General features: G+C 74.4%; 16 protein-coding genes. 11 read left to right on the top strand and 5 right to left on the bottom strand.

All coding sequences use genetic code 11. The annotated features are described in order from the left end of the window. Positions 1 to 1,051: serine/threonine-protein kinase (locus tag ACFCZF_RS31685; RefSeq protein ID WP_376674549.1), on the bottom strand; the 1,051-nt coding region annotated here is incomplete at its 3' end. 143 nt (positions 1,052 to 1,194) lie between these two features. Beyond that, on the bottom strand, positions 1,195 to 2,940 hold the full coding sequence (locus ACFCZF_RS31680) for a serine/threonine-protein kinase (RefSeq protein WP_376674548.1): 1,746 nt from the start codon (positions 2,938 to 2,940) through the stop codon (positions 1,195 to 1,197). A 443-nt stretch (positions 2,941 to 3,383) separates the two neighbouring features. Here ACFCZF_RS31680 and ACFCZF_RS31675 point away from each other — a divergent pair, with 443 nt between their 5' ends. The 9 genes from ACFCZF_RS31675 to ACFCZF_RS31635 all read left to right on the top strand — a co-directional run bounded on the left by ACFCZF_RS31675 (position 3,384) and on the right by ACFCZF_RS31635 (position 21,796). Continuing rightward, on the top strand, positions 3,384 to 7,694 hold the full coding sequence (locus ACFCZF_RS31675; protein ID WP_376674552.1) for an FHA domain-containing protein: 4,311 nt from the start codon (positions 3,384 to 3,386) through the stop codon (positions 7,692 to 7,694). 343 nt (positions 7,695 to 8,037) lie between these two features. Further along, positions 8,038 to 9,450, top strand: coding sequence for an ABC transporter substrate-binding protein (locus ACFCZF_RS31670; protein WP_376674547.1), 1,413 nt, complete (start codon positions 8,038 to 8,040; stop codon positions 9,448 to 9,450). Positions 9,451 to 9,454: 4 nt separating this feature from the next. Further along, a complete protein-coding gene (locus tag ACFCZF_RS31665; protein ID WP_376674546.1) occupies positions 9,455 to 10,801 on the top strand; it encodes a carbohydrate ABC transporter permease in 1,347 nt (448 codons plus the stop codon). Continuing rightward, a complete protein-coding gene (locus ACFCZF_RS31660; protein WP_376674545.1) occupies positions 10,798 to 11,715 on the top strand; it encodes a carbohydrate ABC transporter permease in 918 nt (305 codons plus the stop codon). The genes ACFCZF_RS31665 and ACFCZF_RS31660 overlap by 4 nt, the downstream gene beginning before the upstream one ends. Before the next feature lie 177 nt (positions 11,716 to 11,892). Then, positions 11,893 to 14,154 carry a CDP-glycerol glycerophosphotransferase family protein gene (locus ACFCZF_RS31655; RefSeq protein ID WP_376674544.1) on the top strand — a complete coding sequence of 754 codons (2,262 nt, stop codon included), beginning with the start codon at positions 11,893 to 11,895 and terminating at the stop codon, positions 14,152 to 14,154. A gap of 248 nt (positions 14,155 to 14,402) precedes the next feature. Continuing rightward, a complete protein-coding gene (locus ACFCZF_RS31650; protein ID WP_376674543.1) occupies positions 14,403 to 16,610 on the top strand; it encodes a CDP-glycerol glycerophosphotransferase family protein in 2,208 nt (735 codons plus the stop codon). 7 nt (positions 16,611 to 16,617) lie between these two features. Beyond that, positions 16,618 to 18,867 (top strand): CDP-glycerol glycerophosphotransferase family protein, encoded by a 2,250-nt coding sequence (locus tag ACFCZF_RS31645; RefSeq protein WP_376674542.1) that lies wholly within the window; start codon positions 16,618 to 16,620, stop codon positions 18,865 to 18,867. Then, a complete protein-coding gene (locus ACFCZF_RS31640; RefSeq protein WP_376674541.1) occupies positions 18,864 to 20,141 on the top strand; it encodes a hypothetical protein in 1,278 nt (425 codons plus the stop codon). Before ACFCZF_RS31645 ends, ACFCZF_RS31640 begins: the two co-directional genes overlap by 4 nt. Before the next feature lie 101 nt (positions 20,142 to 20,242). Then, positions 20,243 to 21,796, top strand: coding sequence for a hypothetical protein (locus ACFCZF_RS31635; RefSeq protein WP_376674540.1), 1,554 nt, complete (start codon positions 20,243 to 20,245; stop codon positions 21,794 to 21,796). Positions 21,797 to 21,814: 18 nt separating this feature from the next. Here ACFCZF_RS31635 and ACFCZF_RS31630 read toward each other — a convergent pair whose 3' ends face one another. Beyond that, entirely contained in the window at positions 21,815 to 22,228 is a 414-nt protein-coding gene (locus ACFCZF_RS31630; RefSeq protein WP_345638484.1) for an organic hydroperoxide resistance protein, read from the bottom strand. Between the two features lie 140 nt (positions 22,229 to 22,368). Here ACFCZF_RS31630 and ACFCZF_RS31625 point away from each other — a divergent pair, with 140 nt between their 5' ends. Then, positions 22,369 to 22,839 carry a MarR family winged helix-turn-helix transcriptional regulator gene (locus tag ACFCZF_RS31625; RefSeq protein WP_376674539.1) on the top strand — a complete coding sequence of 157 codons (471 nt, stop codon included), beginning with the start codon at positions 22,369 to 22,371 and terminating at the stop codon, positions 22,837 to 22,839. A gap of 89 nt (positions 22,840 to 22,928) precedes the next feature. Further along, positions 22,929 to 23,909 (top strand): UDP-glucose 4-epimerase GalE, encoded by a 981-nt coding sequence (gene galE, locus ACFCZF_RS31620; protein ID WP_376674538.1) that lies wholly within the window; start codon positions 22,929 to 22,931, stop codon positions 23,907 to 23,909. 148 nt (positions 23,910 to 24,057) lie between these two features. Here the strand turns inward: galE and ACFCZF_RS31615 are convergent, their stop codons facing one another. Together ACFCZF_RS31615 and ACFCZF_RS31610 are read right to left on the bottom strand one after the other, a co-directional pair. Further along, positions 24,058 to 24,435: a nuclear transport factor 2 family protein gene (locus tag ACFCZF_RS31615; RefSeq protein ID WP_376674537.1), complete on the bottom strand. Its 378-nt coding sequence runs from the start codon at positions 24,433 to 24,435 to the stop codon at positions 24,058 to 24,060. A 54-nt stretch (positions 24,436 to 24,489) separates the two neighbouring features. After that, the gene (locus tag ACFCZF_RS31610) at positions 24,490 to 25,116 is read right to left on the bottom strand and encodes a TetR/AcrR family transcriptional regulator (protein ID WP_376674536.1); all 627 of its coding nucleotides are present in this window, start codon (positions 25,114 to 25,116) and stop codon (positions 24,490 to 24,492) included. Positions 25,117 to 25,278 lie beyond the last annotated feature (162 nt).

The raw sequence follows: 25,278 nt of genomic DNA, 5'->3' as shown, positions 1-25,278 counted from the left end.
GGGCCCGGGCGGTGCCGCGGGCGCCGCCGGCCAGCTCGTCGGGGGCCGGTACGCGCATGGAGGTGTGCGTGTCGCGGTTGGAGTCGGCCGGCTTCGCCCCCGGCACCAGGGGCACCGCTCCCCGGCGGCGTACCGGCTCCCCGGTGGGAGCGGCCGACGCCGGTGGCTCCTCGGGCGCGTCCTCCTCCTGCTCAGCGTCGGGCTCGTCCACGTCCAGCGGCCCCATCCCGGCCAGCATCGGCAGCAGCTCGCGCAGCCGGGCGCCCAGCTCGGAGGCGCGCAGCCGGGAGGCCGGCGCCTTGGCCAGGCACTGCACGAGCAGCTGCCACAGCTCGTCCGGGATGCCGGGGAGGGGGACGACGCGCTCGGTCACATGGCGGCGCAGCACCGCGCCGGGATGGCCGCCGCCGAACGGTGTGAAGCCCGCCAGCAGCTCGTACAGGACCGTGGCCAGCGCGTAGATGTCCACCGCCGCGCGCGGGGGCAGGCCCTCGACGATCTCCGGGGCCAGGTAGTCCGGCGTGCCGATGATCTTCGTGGCGCGGGTGCGCCGCGGGGTGTCGATGAGCTTGGCCACCCCGAAGTCCGTCAGGAGGGCCGGGTGCGAGCCGCCGGGGCCGAGCGGGCCCTGCATGTCGAGCAGCACGTTCTCGGGCTTGACGTCGCGGTGCACGACCCCGGCGGCGTGCGCGGCGGCCAGGCCGTCGGCGACGTCGGCGACGACGGCCACCGCGGCCTCGGGCGCCAGGCGCCGTTCCCGGTCGAGGCGGGTGCGCAGATCCGTACCGCGGACCAGGTCCATGACGAGCGCGAGGTCGTTGCCGTCGACCACCAGGTCGCGCACGGAGACGACGTGCGGGTGCTCCAGGCCGAGCAGGGCGGTGCGCTCCTGCACGAAGCGCGAGACGAGCTCCTGGTCGGACGCCAGGTCCTCACGCAGCAGCTTGATCGCGACGGGTCCCTCGGGACCCTCGCCCAGCCACACCGTGCCGGCACTGCCCCGACCGAGGATCTGGTGGGCGGTGTACCGGCTGCCGATCTTCCGTGCCAAGACTGCTCCTACCGACGCGTGTTGCGCTAAAAGTACGCGTCCGGGGAGCCAACCTTCACAGCGGAGGCGGAAATCACCCGCCGGATGTCGACAAATCTCCAGGCTCGTCGTCGGATTCGGCGGGAACGCGGTCCGCCGGCGGCTCAGCCGCCGGTCGAGGTCCCACCACCCGAGCCGCTGCCGCCGCCCAGTTCGCCGAACCAGTCGGTCACGGTGGTGAACCAGTCGCTGAGCTGCTCCCAGTAGCCCTTGCCCGTGCCGATCCAGCCCTGCAGCGGGCTCAGCTCCCAGATGAGCCAGCCGGCCACGAACAGGATGACGAGCGTGAACAGGCATCCCTTGAGGCAGCCGAGCCCGGGGATCCGCATGGGGTTGGCGCCGCGCTGCCGCGGCGGCCTGGGCTCACGCCGGGGCGGCTGAGGCTCGGGCGTGGGCGGCGGGGCGTAGCGCTGCGGCTGGGGCCGGGGCGCCTGCTGGGGCTGCTGAGGCTGCTGAGGCTGCGGGTTGGCGTACCGCTGCGGCTGTTGCTGCTGCGGATAGCCGTAGCCGGGCTGCTGGGGCGGCGGGCCCTGCGGGGCCTGGCGGGGCGGCTGCTGCGGGCGGGAGACCTGCCGCTGGGGGCGGCGGCGCAGCGGGTCCTGGTTCGGGTCGAGGTACTGGACCTGCGTCTGTTCGTTGCGGTCGCGGGCGGCGCGCAGCTGGTTCTGCCAGGGATGCGGGTCGTCGGGCCCGCCGGGCTGCCCGCCCTGGCCCTGCCCCGGTCCGCCCGGCTGTCCCGGCGGCACCGGCGGCATGACGGCGGTCGGGTCGGCCGCGCCGCGGTTCGGGAGTACGGCGGTGGGGTCGGCGGCGCCCGAGGGGCTGCCGGTGTGCGGCAGGACGCTGGTCGCGCCGTTCGGGTCGTAGGCGCCGTTCGGGTTCTGCGGGAGGACCTGCGTCGGGTCGGCGCCGCCGGGGGCGCCCGGGACCTGCGCGGGCGCCGGGTCGGGCGCGAGGAGTACGCCGACGCCCTCGGCGGCGCCGATCTGCGCGCTGCTCGAATGCACGCCGATGCCCTCGGCGACGACGCGCAGGCCGCGGGCGAGGTTCTCGGCGCTGGGGCGCTCGTCGGGGTTCTTGCGCAGGCAGCGCTCGATGACCGTCCACAGCGGGTCGGGGACGGTGGAGGGTCGGCGCGGTTCGGCACTCAGGTGCTGGTGCAGCACCTCCAGCGCGGAACCCCCGCCGAACGGGGGCCGGCCGGTGACCAGCTCGTACAGCAGGATGCCGGCGCCGTACACGTCGACGGCGGAGGTCTGCGGGCGGCCCTCGGCGGACTCCGGCGCCACGTACGCGGGCGTGCCGACGAACTCGTGGGTGCGGGTGAGGCCGGGTGAGTCGGCGAGGCGGGCGATGCCGAAGTCGGTGAGCATCGGGTGCATCTCGCCGCCGGTCTGCTTCAGCAGGACGTTGGCCGGCTTCAGGTCGCGGTGGACGACGCCGTCGGCGTGGCTGGCGGCGAGCGCGTCGGCGACCTGCGCGGTGAGCAGGGCGGCGGCAACCGGGGTGAGCGGCCCGTTCTCGCGCAGGTAGCGGTGCAGGTCCGGACCGTCGACGAGATCCATGACGAGCGCCAGCAGCTCGCCCTCGACGACCAGGTCGCGGACCCGGACGATGTTGGGGTGGGTCAGCCGGAGCAGGACGGAGCGCTCCCGCAGGAAGCGCATCACGATGTCGGGATCGCTCGCGAGCTCCTCCTTGAGGACCTTGATCGCGACGGTCTCGCCGGGCTGCCCGGCCACGGACGCCTCGGCGCCCGCGGTCTCCCGCTGGCGGGCGCGCCAGACGGTGCCCGTGGCGCCGCGACCGAGGGGCTCCTCGAGGAGGTACTTGCTGCCTACCGGCCGCACGTCATGCGCTCCCTGTTGCTTGCTGGCTGTTCCGACCCACTGTAGTGCCGTGGTCCCGGCACCGGGCTGTCGTCGTTCTGTGGGGTTCCCAATGGTCCGCAGGTACGTCTTACGTTCCGCGTCCGGTACCCGTTCAGGTGCGTGTTCGAAGGAAAGACGCTCGGCCCGGTCCCTTGGTTGCCGGGCCCGGACGTGACCGATCTCAAGCGGACGCCATTCGATCATCGGGACGCCACCTGTCAGGCACTTTTGCGGGCAGAGACGACCAATCAAGATCATTCGACGGCGGGCGGCGGGCGCGTTGTCAGTGGCAGGTGCGAGGATGCGTGCAGTACTGGCCGACGTGCTCGTGTGGCGGTGGGGGAAGTCCGCGGTGGGGGACCGTGGTAGACGGCTTCTGTCCCCGGCGCGCGGGCGCCCGCGCGAAGGGACCGCTGACGGCGATGCAGATCCGGCTGACCGTCGTAGACCCGCTGGGCCCGCATGCTTCGGTGGGGGGCCGCGCCGCGAGCTGCGACGTGCTGGTCACCGCACCGGCCGGCACGGCCCTGGCCGCGGTCGCCTCCGCGCTGGCCGCGGCGCTTCCCGGCGGTGAGGGCACGGGCTCCGGCCAGGTGGTGCTCTACGCCGGCGCGCAGCGGCTCGACGCCCAGCGCAGCACCCTGGGCGAGCCCCCGCTGACCGACGGCGCCGTGCTCTGCCTGGGCGCGCCGGGCGAGCCCGACCCGCACACCGAGCCGGCCGACGTCCCGGCCCAGCTCCACGTGGTCGCCGGCCCCGACGCCGGCGGCGTCCACCTGCTGCACGGCGGCCAGATCCAGCTCGGCCGCTCCGCCGACGCCGACGTCGCGCTGGACGACCCGGACGTCTCCCGGATGCACTGCGCCGTGACCGTCGCCTCCGACGGCCACGTATCGGTCGCCGACCTCGGCTCCACCAACGGCACCACTCTGGACGGCACCCGCGTGGGCGCCCGTCCGGTCCGCTTCGCGCCGGGGGCACTGCTGCGGATCGGCGAGTCGGCCCTGCGGCTCGTGCCGGTCCCCAAGGGTGCGCGGACGCGCGTGGCGACGACACCGGACGGCGAGGGGCACGTACGGCTGTCCGGCGCCCAGACGCTCCCGTCCGCCGCCGGGACGGACGACGGCGACGGCGGCGAGGTGGTCCACGCGCGCGTGGCCGACGGGGGGCGGGGACACGCGCCCGTGGGTGGCACGGCGGACGGTTCCGCGCGTACGGCGGGCGGGGCGGACGATTCGCCGCACACGACCGGTGCGACGGACGCCCCCGCACGCACGACCGGGCGGCCCGGCACGCCCCTACGCACGGCGGGCGGGACGGACGGCACCCCGGACGGCTACGCGAACTGGGACGGCAGGCCGGACGGCCGGGCACGCACGACCGAAAGGGCGGGCGCGCACCCGCACACGGCGGGCGGGACGGCCGGGCTCCCGCACACGGCGGGCACCCCGGACGGCTACGCCAACCGGGACGGCAGGCCAGAGGGCCCCGCACGCGGAGCCGGGAGGGCGGGCACGCCCCCACCCACGACGGGCCGCACGGACGGCACCCCGCACACGGCGGGCACCCCAGACAGCCACGCCAACCGGGACGGCAGGCCAGAGGGCCCCGCACGCGGAGCCGGGAGGGCGGGCACGCCCCCACCCACGACGGGCCGCACGGACGGCACCCCGCACACGGCGGGCACCCCAGACAGCCACGCCAACCGGGACGGCAGGCCGGACGCCCCCGCACGCGGAGCCGGGGCCGGCGGGTGGGACGTTCCCGCCGCGCGGACGCATCACGCCTACGGCACGGCGGAGCACGGCACCGGTGCGGCGCCGGCCGAGCCGCCCCAGGTGCCCGGCCAGGGCGGCGCACCCCGCATCGAGAGCCGCGGCACCGGCCCCACGGTGAGCACGCCCCGACCGGCCCCCGCCGGAGGCGACACGCACGGCGGCGCGTACGGAACGGGCGCGTACGGAATCGACGTCCCCCACGCGGGCGTCCCCGGCGCGGGCGTCCCCAGCGTGGGCGCACCCCGCGCGGGCGCACCCGGCGCGGACGCCCCCGGGACGGCCCCCTTCGACGAGGCCCCCGGCCCCGCGGGCGCCCCCGGCCCGCACGCCGGCGCCGGGCGCAAGGGGACGCCCCTGCGGGGTACCGACGTACCCCAGGGCGTGCGCAGGCGTGGTGGGCTCGGCGCGTGGGCGCGGCGGCTGGCCGGCGGGCGCGGCCCCGCCCAGGACACCACCGGGTCCGGCACGTACGCGCACGACGAGGAGCCCACCGGACCGGCACCGACGGCCCCGTCGGGCACCTCCCGCGCGCCGGAGACCTGGCCGGACCCCGCCTCGTTGCTGCTGACGGCGCTCGGACCGGGGCCGCGGCTGTGGGAGCGCGGCCCGGGCCACCCGGAGGCGCTCACCGTGCGGCTCGGCACGGCCGACCGGGTGGCGCCCGGCGGCGACGCGCCGCTGCCCGCGGTCCCGGTGACCGCCGGGCTGCGCGAGGTCGGGGCGCTCGGGCTGGCGGGCCCGCGCGCGCGGCTCGCCGGGCTGGCCCGCGCGGTGCTGGCCCAGCTCGCCGCGCTGCACTCCGCCGATGTCCTGGAGATTGTGCTGATCAGCGCGGACCGCTCCCGTCCGCTCGCCGAGCGGTCCGCCGAGTGGTCCTGGCTGGGCTGGCTGCCGCAGCTGCGCCCAGGACACGGCCAGGACTGCCGCCTGCTGCTCGCCTACGACCGCGAACAGGCCTCGGCCCGCGCCCACGAACTCCTCCGCCGCCTGGAGGACCACCTGACGGACACCCGAACCGGAGCAAGGCCCACCGCCCCCACCGCCCCCGCCGGCACGATCCCGGCCCAGCCGGCGGCTCCCTCGCAGGACGCGCACCGGGCCGGTCTCGCGGCCGACCTCGCGGCCGGGCGGGCAACAGCCGCGGGCACCGCCCCGGCGGCGACTCCCACACAGGCCGGACACCGGGCCGAATTCGCGGCCGCGTTCAAGGCCGACTCCGCTGCCGACCCCGCTGCCGACCCCGCGGTCGGCCCGGCAGCGGCCGCGGCCGCCGGCACCGCCCGGCAGCCCTCCTGGGCGCGGCCCGACGACGGGACCGACCCGGTCGGCGGCTTCGCCGGGCCGTACACCGTGGTCGTCGTGGACGGGGACCCCGGCGGCGCCGACGTGCGCGAGGCGGTGGCGCGGCTGGCCCTGGAGGGCCCGCGGGCCGGCATCCACGTCGTGTGCCTCGCCGAGACGGCCGCGGCCTCCCCGACCTCCCCGGTGACGGAGACCTACGAGGCGGCCTGCGCGGTGTCGCCGGTGTTCCGGCAGTGCGGTGCCGTGGCGCTGCTCAGCGGCGACGTGGCGACGGCACTGCGGCTGCTGCGCATCGCGCGCACGGGCACCTCCCAGGGCGCCCCCGCCGCCCCCGACGCCCCGAACGCTCCCGCCGCCCCCGCCGGCCCGGTCGGGCACGGCACCCTCGGCACGGTCGACGCCGTCTCCCTCGCCTGGGCCGAGCGGTTCGCGCGCGCCCTGGCACCGCTGCGCACCGACGGCGCGACCGGCGAACGCCACGCGCGCGTGTCCGCACCGCTGCCCCAGGCGGCCCGCCTCCTCGACGAGCTGGGCCTCGCCCGGGCCACCCCCGCCTCCCTGATGGCCCGGTGGGCGGCCGCGGCCGACGACACGGAGGCGCTCGGCGGACGAGCTCAGGCCGTGCTGGGCGCCGGGCCGCGCGGCCCGGTCACCGTCGATCTCGCGGCCGAGGGACCGCACCTGCTGATCGAAGGCCCACCCGGCAGCGGCCGCACCGAGCTGCTGCGGGCACTGGTCGCCTCGCTCGCCTCCGCCGAACGCCCCGACCGCCTCGGCATCGTCCTGATCGACGGCCGGGACAGCGTGAGCTCGGGCGGCGGGCACGGCGAAGGACTCCGTGTCTGTACGGACGTACCGCACGTCACCACCCACCTCACCGCCAACGACCCCGTCCGCATGCGGGAGTTCGCCCAGTCCCTGAGCGCCGAGCTGAAGCGGCGCGCCGAGCTGCTCGGACGGTCGGACTTCGCCGAGTGGCACACCGGGCGCGAGGTGTCGGGCCGGATGGTCACGCAGCGCACGGCGCCGGGCGCGGCCGGCCCCGGGGCCATATCGGACGCCGGCGACGTCGACTCCCCGCCCAGTTCCACCCTGCGGCTGCGTCCCGGTGCCGCCCGGCGCCGGGCGGGGGCCGTGCCGCCACTGCCCCGGCTGGTCGTGGTCGTGGACGACCTCGACGCGCTCGTCACTCCCCCGCTCGGCTCGCCCGGGCGGCCCGCGGCGGGGTCGGTGATGCGGGCCCTGGAGGCCGTCGCGCGGGAGGGCGAGCGGCTCGGGGTGCACCTGGTGGCCGCCACCGGCCCCGGGGGCCGCACGGAACAGACGGAGCCGGCCCGCCGGGCGGCGCTGCGAGTCACCCTGGACACGCCGGTGCCGGGGCCGGACGAACCGGCGCCGGGGCGTGGACGGTTGGCCTCCGCGGAGGGGCGGTCCCTGGTGTTCCAGGGCGGCCGGGTCACCGGGCGCATCCCGCGGACGGCGACCCTGCGGCCCACCGTGGTCCCCCTGGAGTGGCACCGCATGGGCGACCCGCCCACCCGCCGCCCGGTACGCGAGCTGGGCAACGGTCCGACGGATCTGGCGTTGCTGGCCAGCGCGTTGGAGCGGACCGCGCGCGAGGTGTCGGCGGCGGAGGTGCCGTCGCTGCTGTGACGCCCGGCGCGACACCGCCCCTTCGACGCGCCCCGCCCAACGTGCCCTCCCGACGCGCCCCGCACAACGTGCCCCGCCCAACGTGCCCTCCCGACGTGCCCCGCCCGACGTGCCCCGCCCGACGTGTCCGCCCGACGTGTCCGCCCGGCGTGCCCCTCCCCGCACGCCCTTCCCCGCGCGCCCTTCCCCGCGCGCCCTTCCCGACGTGCCCACCTGGTCACGACGCGGTCACGATCCCCCGCTTGACAGCGGACGCGCTCTTGCCGCCCTCACCCCCCTGGCGTACACCAGAGCGCACGGGACAGCGCCGAACGTTCGACGAGGAACGAAGAACGGGGCAGTGATGCGCACGAGCAGCACCATCCGATCACGCAGGACCGTCAAGAAGACCACTCGGACCACTCGGACCGCCGCCGCCCTCGCCGCGGGAGCGCTCGCGCTCGCGCTCTCGCTCACCGCGTGCGGTGGCGACGACGACAACGGCAGCGGCGACAACGGCGGTCAGGGGGGCGGCGACAAGGAGCCGGCCGCCACCGTCACCCTCCCCAAGCTGGACGGCGAGAGCCTGGAGGTCGCCGCCGTCTGGACCGGCGCCGAGCAGGAGAACTTCAAGAAGGTCCTGGCCGAGTTCGAGAAGCGCACCGGCGCCAAGGTGACCTTCGTGCCCGCCCAGGACCCGATCATCAACTTCCTCGGATCGAAGATCGCGGGCGGCGCCCCGCCGGACGTGGCGATGCTCCCGCAGCCCGGCGCCATCAAGCAGGCCGTCGACAAGGGCTGGGCCAAGCCGCTGGGCGCGGAGGCCGCCAAGGAGCTGACGGAGAACTACTCGCAGGGCTGGCAGGACATCGGCAAGGTCGCCGGCAAGCAGTACGGCGTCTACTACAAGGCCGCCAACAAGTCCCTGATCTGGTACAACGCGCAGGTCTTCGAGAACGCGGGCGCGGCCGAGCCCAAGACCTGGGACGAACTCCTCACCACCGCCCAGACGATCTACGACTCGGGCGTCACGCCATTCTCCGTCGGCGGCGCGGACGGCTGGACCCTCACCGACTGGTTCGAGAACGTCTACCTCTCGCAGGCCGGCCCGGAGAAGTACGACCAGCTGGCCAAGCACGAGATCAAGTGGACGGACCCGTCCGTCAAGGAGGCGCTGACCACCCTCGCCGAGATCTGGGGCAAGAAGGACTACGTCGCGGGCGGCGCGTCCGGCGCGCTGCAGACCGAGTTCCCGGCCTCGGTGACGCAGACCTTCACCGGCGGCGACCAGCCCAAGGCCGGCATGGTCTACGAGGGCGACTTCGTGCAGGTCAACATCGCCGAGACGGACGCGAAGGTCGGCACGGACGCGAAGGTGTTCCCGTTCCCGGCCGTCGGTGACACCGCGCCGGTGGTCTCCGGCGGCGACGCGGCCGTGATCCTGGAGGACTCGAAGGCGGCGCAGGCACTGGCCACCTGGCTGGCGTCGCCGGACGCGGCGACGATCCAGGCGAAGCTCGGCGGTTACCTCTCGCCGAACAAGAACGTCGACGCGTCGGCGTACCCGAACGACGTGCAGCGGAAGATCGCCGAGGCGCTGGTCGCGGCCGGCGACGACTTCCGCTTCGACATGTCGGACCAGGCCCCGCAGGCGTTCGGCGGCACGCCCGGCAAGGGCGAGTGGAAGGCGCTGCAGGACTTCCTGAAGAACCCGAAGGACATCGCGGGCACGCAGCAGCAGCTGGAGGCGGACGCGGCCGCCGCCTACGGAGGCTGACGCGATGACGTCGGCCACGGCGGCAGGAGCCTCACAGGGCCCTGCCGCCCCCAAGTCGCGCAAGAGCGTGACGGGCACCCGCAAAGCCGTGGCGGCCCTGTTCCTGCTGCCCGCCCTGGTGCTGCTCGGCGCGCTCGTGGTCTACCCGATCGGGTACTCGCTGATCCGCAGCTTCTACGACCAGTCCGGCGACGGCTTCGCCGGATTCGACAACTACCGGGCGCTGTTCACCGACGACGGCATCCGCACCGCTCTGAAGAACAACATCATCTGGGTGGTGTTCGCGCCCACGGTCGCCACCGCGCTCGGTCTGATCTTCGCGGTGCTGACCGAACGGGTGCGCTGGGGCACGGCGTTCAAGCTGGTCGTCTTCATGCCGATGGCGATCTCGATGCTGGCGGCCGGCATCATCTTCCGCCTGGTGTACGACCAGGACCCGGACAAGGGCGTCGCGAACGCGGTGTGGGTCGGCGTGCACGACACGTTCGCCGAGTCGTCCGCGTTCCCGAAGGCGCACCCGGGCCGCGAGTCGCCGCTGGAGCCGGCCGGCGGCGGCGCGTTCATCACGAAGCAGCCGGTGAGCGCGGGCCAGACCGTCGTCCTCCCGCTCGTCGGCGTCGCCCCCGACCTGATGCCGGACGGCGCCGAGAAGGCCGTATCCGCCCGGCCCGAGGACGGGAAGATCACCGGCACCACCTGGCAGGACTTCACCCGCGGCAAGGGCGTCGGAAAACTCAACGGCGTCGACGCCGCCGAGCTGGGCTATGCCGGGATGAAGATCGAGGCCGTCAAGGACGGCGAGGTCGTCGCGGAGACCACGGCGTCCGGCGACGGCACCTTCACGCTGCCCGCCGCGGCCGACGGGGCGCAGCTCAGACTCCCCGCCGACAACTTCGAGGAGCCGTACAACGGCCTGAACTGGCTCGGCCCCTCGCTCGTCACGCCGGCCATCATCGGGTCGTACGTGTGGATGTGGGCGGGCTTCGCGATGGTGCTGATCGCGGCGGGGCTGGCCGGGGTCCCGCGCGAGCTGCTCGAAGCGGCCCGGGTCGACGGCGCCAACGAGTGGCAGGTCTTCAGACGGGTCACGGTCCCGCTCCTGGCGCCGGTCCTGGCGGTCGTGGCCGTCACCCTGATGATCAACGTCCTGAAGGTCTTCGACCTGGTGTTCATCATCGCCCCCGGCTCCTCCCAGGACGACGCGAACGTGCTCGCGCTGGAGCTGTACCGCAAGGGCTTCGCCTCCGACCAGCCGGGCATCGCCAGCGCCATCGCGGTGTTCCTGCTGCTCCTGGTCATCCCGGTGATGTGGTTCAACGTACGGCGGCTGCGGCGGGAGGTGCGGCGATGACCACGGACGCGGGCTCCCTCACGAAGACGGCGCCGACGCGACCCGGGACGGCCCGCAAGGCGAAGCAGTCGCTGGGGTCACGGCTCGCCGAGGGCGTCAGTGGCGGGCTGGTCCGGGTGTTCCTGATCGTCGTGGGCCTGTTCTGGCTGGTCCCGACGATCGGCCTGCTGCTGTCCTCGCTGCGCACACCCCGGGACATGGCGGCGAGCGGCTGGTGGGAGGTCTTCACCAAGCCGTCCCAGCTCACCTTCCAGAGCTACGAGGAGCTGCTGAAGAACGGCGACATCACCTCCTCCCTCCTCAACACCGTGATGATCACGGTCCCGGCGACGGTCCTGGTCGTGGTCATCGGGTCGCTGGCGGGCTACGCCTTCGCGTGGATGGACTTCCCGGGCCGCGACTGGTGGTTCCTGGCCGTGGTCGGTCTGCTGGTCGTCCCGGTGCAGGTGGCGCTGATCCCGATCGCCGAACTCTTCGGGAAGATCGGCCTGTTCGGGTCGGTCGTCGGCGTGATCCTGTTCCACGTCGGCTTCGGCCTGCCCTTCGCCGTCTTCCTGCTGCGGAACTTCTTCGCGGAGATCCCGAGAGAGCTGCTGGAGGCGGCCCGCCTCGACGGCGCGGGTGAACTGCGGCTGTTCCTCCGGGTCGTGATGCCGCTGGGCGGGCCCGCGATCGCGAGCCTCGGCATCTTCCAGTTCCTGTGGGTGTGGAACGACATGCTGGTCGCGCTGATCTTCTCGGACTCCGGGAGCCAGCCGATCACGGTCGCCCTGCAGACGCAGGTACGGCAGTTCGGCAACAACATCGACGTACTGGCGCCGGGAGCGTTCATCTCCATGGTGATCCCGCTGGCCGTGTTCTTCGCGTTCCAGCGGCAGTTCGTCTCCGGCGTGATGGCGGGCGCCGTCAAGTAAGCGCCGCAGCAGCACCCTTGAGGGGGCGGGCCGAACACCGGCCCGCCCCCTCCTTCGTACGAGGGCTTTGCACGCGCACGGGGTCCCCCGAATGCCGCAGGGGCCGTAACCAAGTCACTCCATTGGCCGTTCCCGGGCCGAACGCCCGCGCCGACCCGCCGACCCATGGATGTTCCCGTGCCCAGGTTCAGTGTCATCGTCCCCGCGTACCAGGTGCAGGCGTATCTGCACGAGTGCCTGGAGTCGGTGCTGTCCCAGTCGTGTCCGGACCTCGAACTGATCGCGGTCGACGACTGCTCGCCGGACGCCTGCGGCGCGATCATCGACGAGTTCGCGGCCCGCGACCCGCGCGTACGCGCCGTGCACCTGCCCGGGAACCAGGGCCTCGGACCCGCCCGCAACGCCGGGATGGAGCGGGCCACGGGCGACTACCTGGTCTTCCTCGACGGCGACGACACCCTCGCCCCGGACGCCCTGCGGGCCATCGCCGACCGGGTGAAGGAGACCGGGGAGCCGGACGTCCTGGTCTACGACTACGCGCGCACGTACTGGTCGGGCGAGGCGGTCCGCAACCAGGCCGCCCGGCACCTCACCGAACGGGGCCCGGCGCCGTTCCGGCTCACCGACCGGCCGGGGCTGCTGAAGCTGCTGATGGTGGCCTGGAACAAGACGGTGCGGCGGGAGTTCGCCGAGCGCGAGGGCTTCATCTTCCCGCCCGGCTACTACGAGGACACGCCGTGGACCTACCCGGTCCTGCTGACGGCGGAGTCCATCGCCACCCTGGACCGGGTCTGCGTCCGCTACCGGCAGCGCCGGCGGGGCAGCATTCTGGGCACGCCGAGCGAGCGTCACCTGGACGTCTTCGAGCAGTACGACCGCGTCTTCGCGTTCCTGGAGTCGCACCCGGAGCCGGCCCGCTGGCGGCCGGTGCTCTACCGCCGCATGGCCGACCACCTGACGACGGTGTTCACCCGCCCCGACCGCCTCCCGCGCGCCCTGCGCGGCGAGTTCCTGCGCCGGGCCCGCGTCCACTGCCGCCGCTACCGGGTCCCCGGCGCCCCCGCCCCGCTGCCGGTGCGCCTGCGCCACGCCCTGCTCCGGCTGGGCCTGCGCCGCACCTACGAGGCCCTGCGGCTGGCGTCGGCCCTGCGCCGCCGGACGGTGAAGGGCGCCGCCAAGCTGCTAAGTACCGCGCGGACCGTCGCCCTCCGCCTGCACTACCGCGTCCAGCGCCGCCTCCCCCTGCGCGCCGACCGTGCCGTCTTCGCCGCCGACGGGGACCGGGGGCACGGCTGCAACCCGGGCGCGCTGGAGGAGGCGTTCCGCGACCTCGCGCCGCACATCCGCACGGCGTGGGCCGCCGACCCCGCGCACCACCACACCGTCCCGACCGGCACGCGCCGCCTGACGCCCGGCACGGCCGCCTACTGGACGGCGCTGGCCCGCTCCCGCTACCTGGTGCACAACGCCTCCTTCGACGCCGGCCTGGTCAAGCGGAAGGGCCAGGTACTGATCCAGACGCAGGCCGGGACGCCCCTGGGGCACATGGGCCTGGACCTCCAGGAACGCCCGGCCGCCGCCGGCGGCACCGACTTCGCCCGGCTGCTGCGCGACGTCGACTCCTGGGACTACGTCGTCTCCGCCAACCGCCACTCCACCCTGACCTGGGAACGCGTCCACCCCGGTGGCTACACCACGCTGGAGTACGGCCAGCCCCGCACCGACGTCCTCCAGCGGGCGACGACCGCGGACGTGGCCCGGCTGCGCGAAACCCTGGGCATCCCCGAAGGCACGGTCGCGATCCTCTACGCGCCCACCCACCGCGACTACCGGCGCACCCAGCGCGCCGCCCTGGACCTGGAGCGCGTCCTCACCCGCCTCGGCCCCCGCTTCATGGTGCTGGCCCGCGCGCACCCCCGCCACGGCGGTCCGCTCGCCGAGCCCGGGGGACGGATCCTCGACGTCAGCGACCACCCGAGCGTGGAGTCGCTGTACCTGGCCTCGGACGCCCTCGTCACCGACTACTCGGCACTGATGTTCGACTACGCGGGTCTGGACCGGCCGATCGTGATCCACGCCGACGAGCCGGAGGCCTACGAGGCGGCCCGCGGCACCTACTTCGACCTGCGCGCCCTCCCGCCGGGCGCGATCGCGCGGGACGAGGACGAGCTGATCGACATCTTCGCCGGCGGCCACTGGCGCGGCTCCCGGTCCGCCCAGCTCAGGGCCGCTTTCCGGGAGCGGTTCTGCCCGTTGGACGACGGCCGCGCCGCGGAACGCGTCGTACGCCGCGTGGTGCTGGGCGAGACGGACCTCCCGCGGGTCGTGCCGCTGGCCGAACGGCACCCCGTGCCGTCGGCCGCCGCGGCCCTGGCCCGCACCCCGCTGGCCACGGTGCCGCAACCCGCCGGCCCCCGCACCGTCACCGACAGCCTCTGATCGCCGTTTGCCCACTGGGAGTTCGCATGCCCCGCAGTTCGTCGCGGCCCACTCCGACCCGGCCGCCCACCTGGCGGCCGACGGGACGACCGGGCCGCCGGACGGCACGAGCGGCGGGGGTGGCTCCCGTCGGGCGGGGGCTCCCGTCCGGCGGACGGCTCCCGTCCGGCGGACGGCTCCCGTCCGGCGGACGGCTCCCGTCCGGCGGACGGCTCCCGTAGGACCAGTGGAACGAGAGAAAGAGCAGTATGCCCCGCTTCAGCATCATCGTCCCGTCCCATGGGGTCGCGGGGCGGCTGTCCCAGTCGCTGGACTCGGTCCTCGCCCAGTCCTTCGGTGACTTCGAGCTGATCCCGGTCCACGACGCCCCGGACCGCGCCGCGGCGGACGTCGCCGGGGAGCGCGCCGAGCGGGACTCCCGGGTGGCGCCCGTGCACTCGCCGCCGTCGGCCGGGCTGGCCGGGGCGCGCAACGCCGGGATGCGGGCGGCGACCGGCGCGTACCTGCTGTTCCTCGACGGCGACGACGTCCTCGCGCCGGGCGCGCTGGCGGCGCTGGACGCGCGGCTGGCGGACACCGGCGGCGTGGACGTGCTGCACTTCGAGCACGAGCGGGTGCCCTGGTGGGAGGGCGAGCCGACCAACCCGGCCGCCCCGCTGCTGGCCAAGGCCCCGGACGGCGCCTTCGCCCCCGGCCGCGCCCCGCACCTCACCGGCGTACGGCTGCCCGCCTGGAGCGCCGTGTACCGCCGTACCTTCCTCATCGAGCGGCGACTGGACTTCCCCGACGGGCACTTCACCGATGTCGGCTTCGGCGCCCTGGTCGCGGCGCGCGCCGAGCGCGTGGCCGTGCTGCGCTCCGTCGTCGTACGGCATCTGGTGCGGCGGCAGGGCAACCGGCTGAACCTGCCCGGTGAGCACCACGCGGACCTCCTCGACCAGGCCGAACTGGCGCTCGCGCACGCCGCCGAGCGGGGGCTGCCGGACGAGCGGCGCGGGCCGCTGTTCGAGCAGCTCTTCGCCGCGATCCTGAAGACGACCACCCATCCGCGGCGCCTGACCCGCCGGGGGCGCCGCGTCTTCTTCCGCCGGGCGAGCCGCCTCTACCGGCGCCACCGTCCCGCGGGTTTCCGGCCGCCGGGCGGCCGGCTCGGCGTGCAGCACCGGCTGCTGGCGTCCGGGTCGTACGCGGGCTTCCGCGCCCTGCGCGCCGCCAACCGGCTGGCGACCGGCGTCCTGCGGCGCCTGCCCCGCCCGCACGGACTGCGCACCCGCCTGCGCTACCGGCGCGCGCTGCGCCGCCCGCTGGACGCCGGACTCGTCGTGTACTGCGCGTACTGGGGCCGCGGCTACGCCTGCAACCCGGCCGCGATCCACGCCAAGGCCCGCGAACTCGCCCCGCACCTGCGCTCGGTGTTCCTGGTCGAGCCCGACCAGGAACACACGGTCCCGGGCGACGTCGACCACGCCGTCATCGGCAGCAAGCGCTACTGGGAGGTGCTGGCCCGCGCCAAGTACCTGGTCAACAACGCCAACTTCGCCGAGGGCGTCGTCAAGCGCCCCGGCAGCGTGCACGTGCAGACGCAGCACGGCACGCCGCTGAAGACCATGGGCGTCGACCAGTCGACGTACCCGGTGGTGGCCGCGGCGAGCGGCAGCTTCGCCAAGCTGCTGGGCCGCGTGGACCGCTGGGACCACAACATCTCGTCCAACCGGCACTCCACCCAGATGTGGGAGCGCGCCTTCCCGGGGTCCTACGAGCACCTGGAGTACGGCTATCCGCGCAACGACGTCTACTGCACGGCGACCGCCGACGACGTCGCCCGTATCCGGCGTGAACTGGGCGTCCCGGGGGGGAAGACGGCCGTCCTGTACGCGCCCACGCACCGGGATTACGAGAGCGGGTTCGGCGCGGGCGGCCCGGACCTGGAGGCGTTCTGCGAGGCGGCGGGCGAGGACGTGGTGGTGCTGCTGCGCGCCCACTACTTCTACGACCGGGGCGGCAGGCGGGGCAGCGGCCGGATCATCGACGTGACCTCGCACCGCTCCTCCGAGGACGTGTGCCTGGCCGCCGACGCGCTGGTCACCGACTACTCGTCGATCATGTTCGACTACGCCAACCTGGACCGGCCGATCGTCGTGTACGCCGACGACTGGGACGTCTACCGGGAGACCCGCGGCGTCTACTTCGACCTGATGGCAGCGCCGCCGGGACCGGTGGCGCGGACGCCGGAGGAGCTGGCCCGTGTCTTTCGCGACGGCTCGTACGCGGGGCCGGAGTCGGCGGCGCTGCGGGCGGCCTTCCGGGAGCGGTTCTGCGAGTTCGACGACGGCCGGGCCGCCGAGCGCGTCGTGCGCCGGGTGCTGCTCGGCGAACCGCCCGAGGCGCTGCCGCCCGTGATCCCGCTCGCGGAGCGCGTCCCGGCCCCCGCCGCCGCCACCCTCGTAAGGAGCTGACCCCGCCGTGCCCCGCTTCAGCGTCATCATCCCCTGCTTCAAGGTGCAGGGCTTCCTGCGCGAGTGCCTCGACTCGGTCCTGGACCAGTCCTACCGGGACATCGAGGTCATCGCCGTGAACGACTGCTCGCCGGACGGCTGCGGCGCGATCCTCGACGAGTACGCCGCCCGCGACGAGCGGGTGCGGGTGCTGCACCTGGAGGAGAACGTGGGCCTCGGCCGGGCCCGCAACGCCGGGCTGCCGCACGCCACCGGCGACTACCTCTTCTTCCTCGACAGCGACGACACCCTCACCCCGGGCGCCCTGCGCGCGATGGCCGACCGGCTCGCGGAGACGGCGGACCCGGACGGCTCGGACGGCCCGGACGTCCTGGTGTTCGACTACGCGCGCACCTACTGGTGGGGCGGCACGCGGCGCAACGTCCTGGCCGACGTGCTGGCGGAGGCGGGCGACGGCACCTTCACGGCCGCCGAGCACCCCGGCATCCTCGACCTGCTGATGGTGGTCTGGAACAAGGTCTACCGGCGCGACTTCGTGGAGCGGGAGGGCTTCACCTTCCCGCCGGGTTACTACGAGGACACGCCCTGGACCTTCCCGGTCATGTTCGGCGCCGGGCGGATCGCCACGCTGGACCGCATCTGCCTGAACTACCGGCAGCGCCGCCAGGGCAACATCCTGTCCACCACCAGCCGCAAGCACTTCGACGTCCACGCGCAGTACGAGCGGGTCTTCGCCTTCCTCGACGCCCGCCCGGAGCTGGCCCGCTGGCGGCCGTTCCTGCACGCCAAGATGGGTGAGCACTGCCTGGACATCCTGTCCAAGCCGGACCGGCTGCCGCCCGCCGACAAGGCCGAGTTCTTCCGCCGCACCGCCGAGATGTTCCGCGCGTACCGGCCGGAGGGCGCCGAGATCCCGGCCGAGCTGCGGGTACTGAACGGCGGATACGCCGCCTACCTGTTGCGCCGACAGTCCGGGCGGGCCGGCCGGGAGCTGGAGCGGCGGGCGCGGCAGGCGCGCGGGGCGGTCGCCGGACGTGCGGGGCGGCTGCGGACCGCGGTGAACACGCGCCGTCCGCTGGACGCCGGCCTCGCCGTGTACTCGGCGTTCTCCCACCGGGGCGTGCTGGGCGACCCCGCGGCGGTCTACCGCAAGGCCCGCGAGATCGCCCCGCACCTGCGCGGGGTGTGGGTGGTGCGCGACGAGGAGTGCGCGGCGGACACGGCCGCGCTGCCGCCGGACACGGAGTACGTGCTCCTGGGCAGCGCGGACTACCGCCGGGTGACCGAGCGGGCCGCGTTCTTCGTCAACAACGTCAACTGGCCCGGTGCGGTCGCCAAGCGCCCGGGCAGCGTCCACATCCACACCCACCAGGGCACCCCGCTCAAGTACATGGGCGCCGACCTGCTGGGCCGGCCCGGCGCCCGGCACGGCGTCGACGTACCGCAGATGCTGCGTCGGGCCGACCGCTGGGACTACAGCCTGGTCGCGGGCCGGTACGCGGAGCGGGTGTGGGAGCGGGCGTACCCGTGCCACTTCACGTCCGTGCACACCGGCAGCCCGCGCAACGACGTGCTGGTGGGCGCGGGCCCGGAGGACGGCCGCCGGGTCCGCGAGCGGCTCGGCGTCCCCGACGGGCACACCGTCGTGCTGTACGCACCGACCCGCCGTGAGTACCGGCGCGGCGGGCACGTGGAGCGGATCGACCTGGCCCGGCTCGCCGCCGACCTCGGCGACGGCCACACCCTGGTGGTCCGCCTGCACCCGTCCCTCGCCACCGGCCCCGCGCGCGGCATGGGGCTGTCGGAGCTGCACCGGCGGGGCGTCCTGATCGACGCGACGGACGAGCCGCACGTGGAGGACCTGATGCTCGCCTCCGACCTGCTGATCACCGACTACTCCGCCCTGATGTTCGATTACGCCCTCCTGGACCGGCCGATCGTGATCCACGCCGACGACTGGGGCGCCTACACGGCGAGCCGCGGCGCCTACTTCGACATCACCGCCGAGGCACCGGGCCACGTGTCGCGCTCCTACCGGGAGCTGGCGTGGCTGCTGGCGTCGGGGGCGTGGCGGGACGAGGAGGCGGCGCGGCTGCGGTCCGCCTTCCGGGCCCGGTTCTGCGAGTACGACGACGGGCTGGCCGCCGAGCGGGTCGTCCGGACGCTGATGCTGGGCGAGCCGATGCCGGAGCCCGTCGGCGTGCCCGGTGCCCGGGCCGTCCCGTCCGCCGGCCGCTCCCTGCTGACCTCGTCGTGAGGCCGCGCACCTGGGTGCTGCTCCTGGCCGCGGTGTTCGCCCTGCTCCAGCTCGCGAACGTCACCGGCCGGGACACCCCCGACACCAAGAACTACCTGTCGTACGCCCTGAGCCTGGGCGGCGGGAGCAAGCGCGGGGTGGCGGCGGCGACCATCGACTACGTGTGCACGAGCCAGGCGTCGACGGCCCGGCGGAACCAGAGCGTGCACGTGGTCCACTTCCACCGCCCCGATCCCACCGACCGGGTCATGGACGAGTGCCGGGAGCGGGAGTGGCGGCACGTGGAACCGCGGCTGGCGGCAGGGCAGACCGGTGGGCACACCGTGCCGTACATGGAGGAACGCTTCATGCGGATCTTCGAGGCGCGGCCCGGCTACCCGGTGTTCCTGGTGCCGTTCGTCCTGGCCTTCGGGGCGACGTGGGGGCTGTGGGCGGCGAGCGTGGTCATCGCGTGCGCGGGCGGCGTCCTCGCCTTCCTGATCCTGCGCACCCTGTCCGTGCCGGTGCCGCTCGCCCTGGCCGGGCAGGGGCTGTACTACGTGCTGCCGTGCGGGACGACCGCCATGCGCCCGATGACCGAGGGGCTGCTGATGGCGCTGACCCTCGCGGCGGTGTGGGGCTGTGCGCTGGTGCTGCGGGCGGGGCGCGAGCGGGCCGGGTACGCGCTGGTCGCCGGGTCGCTGCTCGCGCTCTTCACGGTCAAGCACTCCCAGGCGCTGTTCCTCGGGGCGTGTCTGGCGGCGGCGGGCGCGTTGATCGCTCTGCGCCGGCACCGGCGGGGCCGGCCGCCGGGCCGGGACGTGCTCGCGCTCGCGGCGGTCGGTCTCGCCGGCGCCGTCCTGACGATGGCGCTGGCCCGGCTGCTGCATTACCCGTCCGTGTCCGACAGCCTCCAGGACCTGCTGACCGGCCATTTCGCCCGGCCGGACCGGGAGGATCCGTGGCCGGAGTTCTGGCAGTTGCAGGGCAACTTCTGGGTGGAGTGGCTGCGCCGGCAGGCGTGGGAGCCGCTGTTCGTCGCGGCCCTCGGCGCCGGGGCGTGGGGCGCGCTGCGGCGCGGCGGCGCGGTCGGCGGCTTCCTGGTCGCGGCGGCGTTCACCGGGATCCTCACCCAGGCCGGGCATCCGGACATCGACATCTGGGGCGGGCGGCTGATCGTGCTGGCGTGGCTGCTGCCGGTGGTGGGGGTGCCGCTGCTGCTGGAGCCGGTGGTGCGGGGACGGGTGGCGCTGCCGGCGCAGGGGCAGGCGGACCGGGCGCGCGCGACCAGCTGACCCGCACTCGATGGGGTGACGTGCGGTCATGTCGTTGACCCCGGCGGGCTCATCGGGAACATACGTCAAATGTCTCAAATGCCCCACCCTTCGACTGTCCCGTGAGCGCCGGCGTCCTCGTCCGGCGTTCCGTGCGCGGCGCGACGGCGCTGCGCGGCGGCCGCGTCCGGCGCCCCACCCCGTACCAGGCCGCGGGGTTCCTGTTCTTCCTCCTGATGACGCTGGCGTACTGGGCGGTGCCGCTGTGCTGTGACGCCGGTCAGCACGCGGCCGTCGTCGAGCGCCTGAAGGCCGACCTCCTCCACCCCCGCCACCCGATGGCCGACCTGCCGGGTGCGGGAAGCGCGTACTACTCGCCGTACGCCCTCGCGCAGGGCCTGTTCGCCCGGCTGACCGGGCTGGGCGGCTGGGAGGTGGTGCGGCTCGCCGGGCCGGTGAACCTGCTGGTGCTGCTGACGGGCCTCGGCCGCTTCGTGCGGGTGCTGTCCCCGCGGCCGTGGGCGCCGGTGCTGGCGCTGGGCGCGATGACGCTGCTGTGGGGGACCGAGCGCGCCTGGTGGAGCGGCTATCTCGGGCTGATGTCGATGACGGGCAACCTGGGCTACCCGTCGGCTTTCGCGATCGGGCTCACCTTCTGGGCCTGGGCGCTGACCGGGGCGCGGGCGCGGGACCCGCGCCGGGTGCGGTACGTCGGCCCGAGCGGGCTGCGCGGCCTGCCCGGATACGCCGGACTCGGTCTCCTCTACGGCCTGATCCTCCTCGCCCACCCGATCACGGCGGTTGCGGCGGCACTGGGCGCGGTGGCGCTGGTCGCCGGATGGCAGCGCGGGTGGCGCGGTGCGGTCGCCGGACGGTGGGCGCTGACGGGCGGCACGGCGGTGGCGTCGGCGGCGGTGTGGCCGTACTTCGACGTGTTCGCGCTGGCCGGTGACGACAGCGTGGACGGCATGCACCGGGTCCTGTACCTGGATCTGCCCGGGGAGTTCTGGCTGGCGCTGCTCGGACTCCCGGCGCTCTGGCTGCGCGGACGCCGGTCGGCGCGGGACCCGCTGGTGCTGATGTTCGCGCTGGACTGCGCGGTGGTGGCGTACGGCTGGTTCAGCGGCCACTACACCTACGGCCGGATCCTCGGGCTCACACTGGTGCCGTTGCAGTTCGCCCTGGCGGTGGAGCTGGCGGCGCCCCGGCCGTGGGGGCGGTGGCGCAGGATGCTGGGCCGGGCCGCCACGGCGGGGGCGCTGCTGGGGTTCCTCACGGTGCACGCCGGGGCGGTGGTGCCGCGCCCGCTCGACCCGGTCGGCTTCGAGCAGCCGCCGAACTGGCCGACGTACGAGTGGGCGGCCCGGCACATCGGCCCCGGCGAGGTCGTGATCACCGACGGCTACTACGCCGGTCACGCCATCGCCGGGTACGGGCCGAACCTCGCGGCGCCCGCCTGGCCGGACCCGTCGCTGGACGAGCGGGAACGCGGGCGCCGGGTGGCCGACGTCGAGGCGTACCTCGCGCCCGGCTCGACCCGCGCCGAGCGCGCCACCGTCGTCCGCCGCTACGACGTCCGCTGGCTGCTGCTGACCCGCTGGCGGACGGTGCCCGAGGAGGCGGTGGTGGTGGCGTGGAGCGAGCGGACGGGCGAGGTGCTGGCGCGGGTCGGGTGAGCGCCGGCTCGGCTGCGACTACTCGATGACGAGGTCGACCGGGATGTTGCCGCGGGTGGCGTTGGAGTAGGGGCAGACCTGGTGGGCCTGCTCGACCAGCTTGCGGCCGGTCTCCGCGTCCAGGCCCTCGGGCAGTTCGACCCGGAGGGTGACGGCGAGCGCGAAGCCCTCGCCCTCCTTGCCGATGCCGACCTCGGCGGTCACCGCGGCGTCGCTCACGTCGACCTTCGCCTGCCGGCCGACGAGCCCGAGGGCGCTGCCGAAACAGGCGGCGTACCCGGCGGCGAACAGCTGCTCGGGGTTGGTGCCCTGTCCGTTCCCGCCCATCTCGACGGGGACGCCGAGCGCGAGGTCGAGCGTGCCGTCGGAGCTGACGGTGCGGCCGTCGCGGCCGTGGGTGGCGGTGGCGGCGGCGGTGTAGAGCGCGTCCATGGGAAACCGTCCCTCTCTGTGGATCCGCGGAGCAGTGTCGCGGTGATGTCGTGGTGTCTTCCGACGACACCCAGTAGAGCACGCAATTCAATTGCGCACAACTAAATTGCCCGCAAAGACCGTCGGCTACCCTGGGAACCATGACCACGCCCGCGACCGACTGGCTCCGCCTGGACCAGCAGATCTGCTTCTCCCTGAACGCCGCCTCGCGCGCCTTCAACGGCGTCTACCGCGTGGTCCTCAAGGACCTCGGCCTCACCTACCCGCAGTACCTGGTGATGTTGGTGCTGTGGGAGCACGGGGAGCTGCCGGTCAAGAAGCTCGGCGAGCACCTGCGGCTCGACTCCGGCACCCTCTCCCCCCTGCTCAAGCGGCTGGAGACGGCCGGTCTGGTCCACCGCGAGCGCAGCGCGCGCGACGAGCGGTCGGTGCGGGTGCGGCTGACCGGGGAGGGCGTGGCGCTGCGCGAGCGGGCCGTCGAGGTACCGCGCCGGATCGCCGCGGCGACCGGCCTGGACCTGGCGGAGGTCCAGGACCTGCGGTCCCGCCTCGACCGGCTCACGGCGGCCATCGACACGTACGGCACCGAATCGGCCTCGGCCGCGTCCTGAGGGGCGCGGTGCCCGCCTGGCACCGGGATGACGGATCATGACTACCGAGGACCGAGGACCGAGGACCACTGACGAGGGGACGGCCGCACATGACCTGGCTGATCACCGGCGGCGCCGGATACATCGGGGCGCACGTCGTACGGGCGATGACCGAGGCGGGCGAGAAAGCGGTGGTCTACGACGACCTGTCCACCGGCATCGCCGAGCGCGTGCCCGACGGCGTCCCCCTGGTGGTCGGCTCGGTCCTGGACGGCGAACGGATCACGCGCGCCCTGGCCGACCACTCGGTCACCGGCGTCGTACACCTGGCCGCCAAGAAGCAGGTCGGCGAGTCGGTGGACCTGCCGCTGCACTACTACCGGGAGAACGTCGAGGGCCTGCGCGTCCTGCTGGACGCGGTCACGGCGGCCGGCGTCCCGTCCTTCGTCTTCTCCTCCTCCGCGGCCGTGTACGGCATGCCCGACGTCGACCTGGTGACGGAGGAGACGCCGTGCCTGCCCATGTCGCCGTACGGCGAGACCAAGCTGGCCGGTGAGTGGCTGGTCCGCGCCACCGGCCGGGCGTCCGGCCTGTCCACGGCCTCCCTGCGCTACTTCAACGTGGCGGGCGCGGCGAGCCCGGAACTCGCCGACACCGGCGTCTACAACCTCGTCCCGATGGTCTTCGAGAAGCTGACGGAGGGCGCCGCCCCGCGCGTCTTCGGCGACGACTACGCGACGCCGGACGGCACCTGCGTCCGCGACTACATCCACGTCGTCGACCTGGCCGAGGCCCACGTCGCCGCGGCCCGCGCGCTCCAGGCCTCCCCCGGGAGCGCCCTCACCCTCAACATCGGCCGGGGCGAGGGCGTCTCCGTCCGCGAGATGATCGACCGCATCAACTCCCTCACCGGCCACGACCACCCCCCGACGGTCACTCCCCGCCGCCCCGGCGACCCGACCCGCGTGGTCGCCTCGGCCGACCGCGCCGCCGCGGAACTGGGCTGGAAGGCCAAGTACGACGTCGAGGACATGATCACGTCGGCATGGGCGGGCTGGGTACGGCTGCATCCGGGGGCGGCGCGGGACTAGACGGTCCGGGGGCGGCGCGGGACTAGACGGTCCGGGGGCGGCGCGGGACTAGACGGTCACCGCGCGCCGCCTCTGTTCACGGTGAACACCCCGCCGGCACCGCGGGCCGACCGACACCTGGTGCGATGTCCCGGAACGCCGGTCGAGGTCACATGCGCCGCACATACGCGGCCCGCCACTCCGGCGACGGGTCCGAGCCCGGCTCCGTCCAGTACTCCCGGCCGGCGACGATCCGCCCGTCGCGGACCGTCCAGATCGACACGACACGGTGAACGCCTATCGTGTCGTGCGGGACCTCCACCTCGGAGACCACGACCTCGCCGTCCGCCACGATCCGCAGCACATGGATCGACCAGCCCTCCGGATACTCCGCGTTGACGCTCACGAAGTCCGCGCGGCCCACGATCCGCTCTGCGCTGACCGGCCATTCGACCACCAGGTCATCGGCGAGCAGCCCGCCGAGCCCCTCCCAGTCCCGGGCCTGCATGCGGTCCCAGAACTCCTGAACGATCGCCGAAGATGTCATGGGTGCATCGTGACAGGGACCACTGACAACCCCCGGCACGAGCCCCGGCCGACCTCAGAGCGCCTTCAGCCCCTCCGCCGTGGCCCGCGCCAGCGCCGCCAGGTAGCCCTTCGGCAGCTTCGGGCCGCGGACGACCACCGAGCGCCAGTACAGCGGGCCCGAGATCAGGTCGAGGGCCAGGTCGGTGTCGACGGCGGGGCCCAGCTCGCCGCGTTCCGTCGCCGCCGCGAGGATCCTGCTGGCGACGCCGTCCTGGCCCTCCCGCAGGGTCTTCTGCATGGCTTCCGCGATGTCGGGGTTGCGGGCCGCCTCCGCCTGGAGATCGGGGATGATCTGCGAGGCCACCGGGTGGCGCAGGGCGCGGGACGTCACCTCGTACAGCAGTCGCAGGTCGCCCTCCAGTGACCCGGTGTCGGGCGCGGGCAGGCCCTGCACGGCGAGCGCGGAGACGATGTCGAGGACCAGGTGCAGCTTGGAGCGCCAGCGCCGGTAGACGGCCGTCTTGCCGACACCCGCGCGGCGCGCGATCCCCTCGATGGACATCCGCGCGTAGCCGACCGCCGCGAGCTCCTCGAAGACCGCCGCCCGGATCGCTTCCGTGACGTCCTCGCGGAGCACGGCCGCCCCGGCGGGGGCCCGGCGGCGCGGGCGCGGCTGCGGCTCGTCGGCGTTGGTCGTCATGCGAGCCAAGCATAGGGGCGTAACGACGAAACGGTTGCGTTCCGACGCGGCCAAGCCCTACGCTCCCGTTACGACGATACGGTCCCGTCCCGACGTAAGTGAACGCGCCGGGTCACTCCGGTGAACGACGGGCGTCGCCCCCACCCCCCGAGCGAAAGCAGC

The organism is Streptomyces sp. NPDC056296 (assembly GCF_042268605.1).
Classification (GTDB): Bacteria; Actinomycetota; Actinomycetes; order Streptomycetales; family Streptomycetaceae; genus Streptomyces.
The sequence above is the reverse complement of the archived record's forward strand: the minus strand, read 5'-3'. Positions and strand labels throughout refer to the sequence as shown.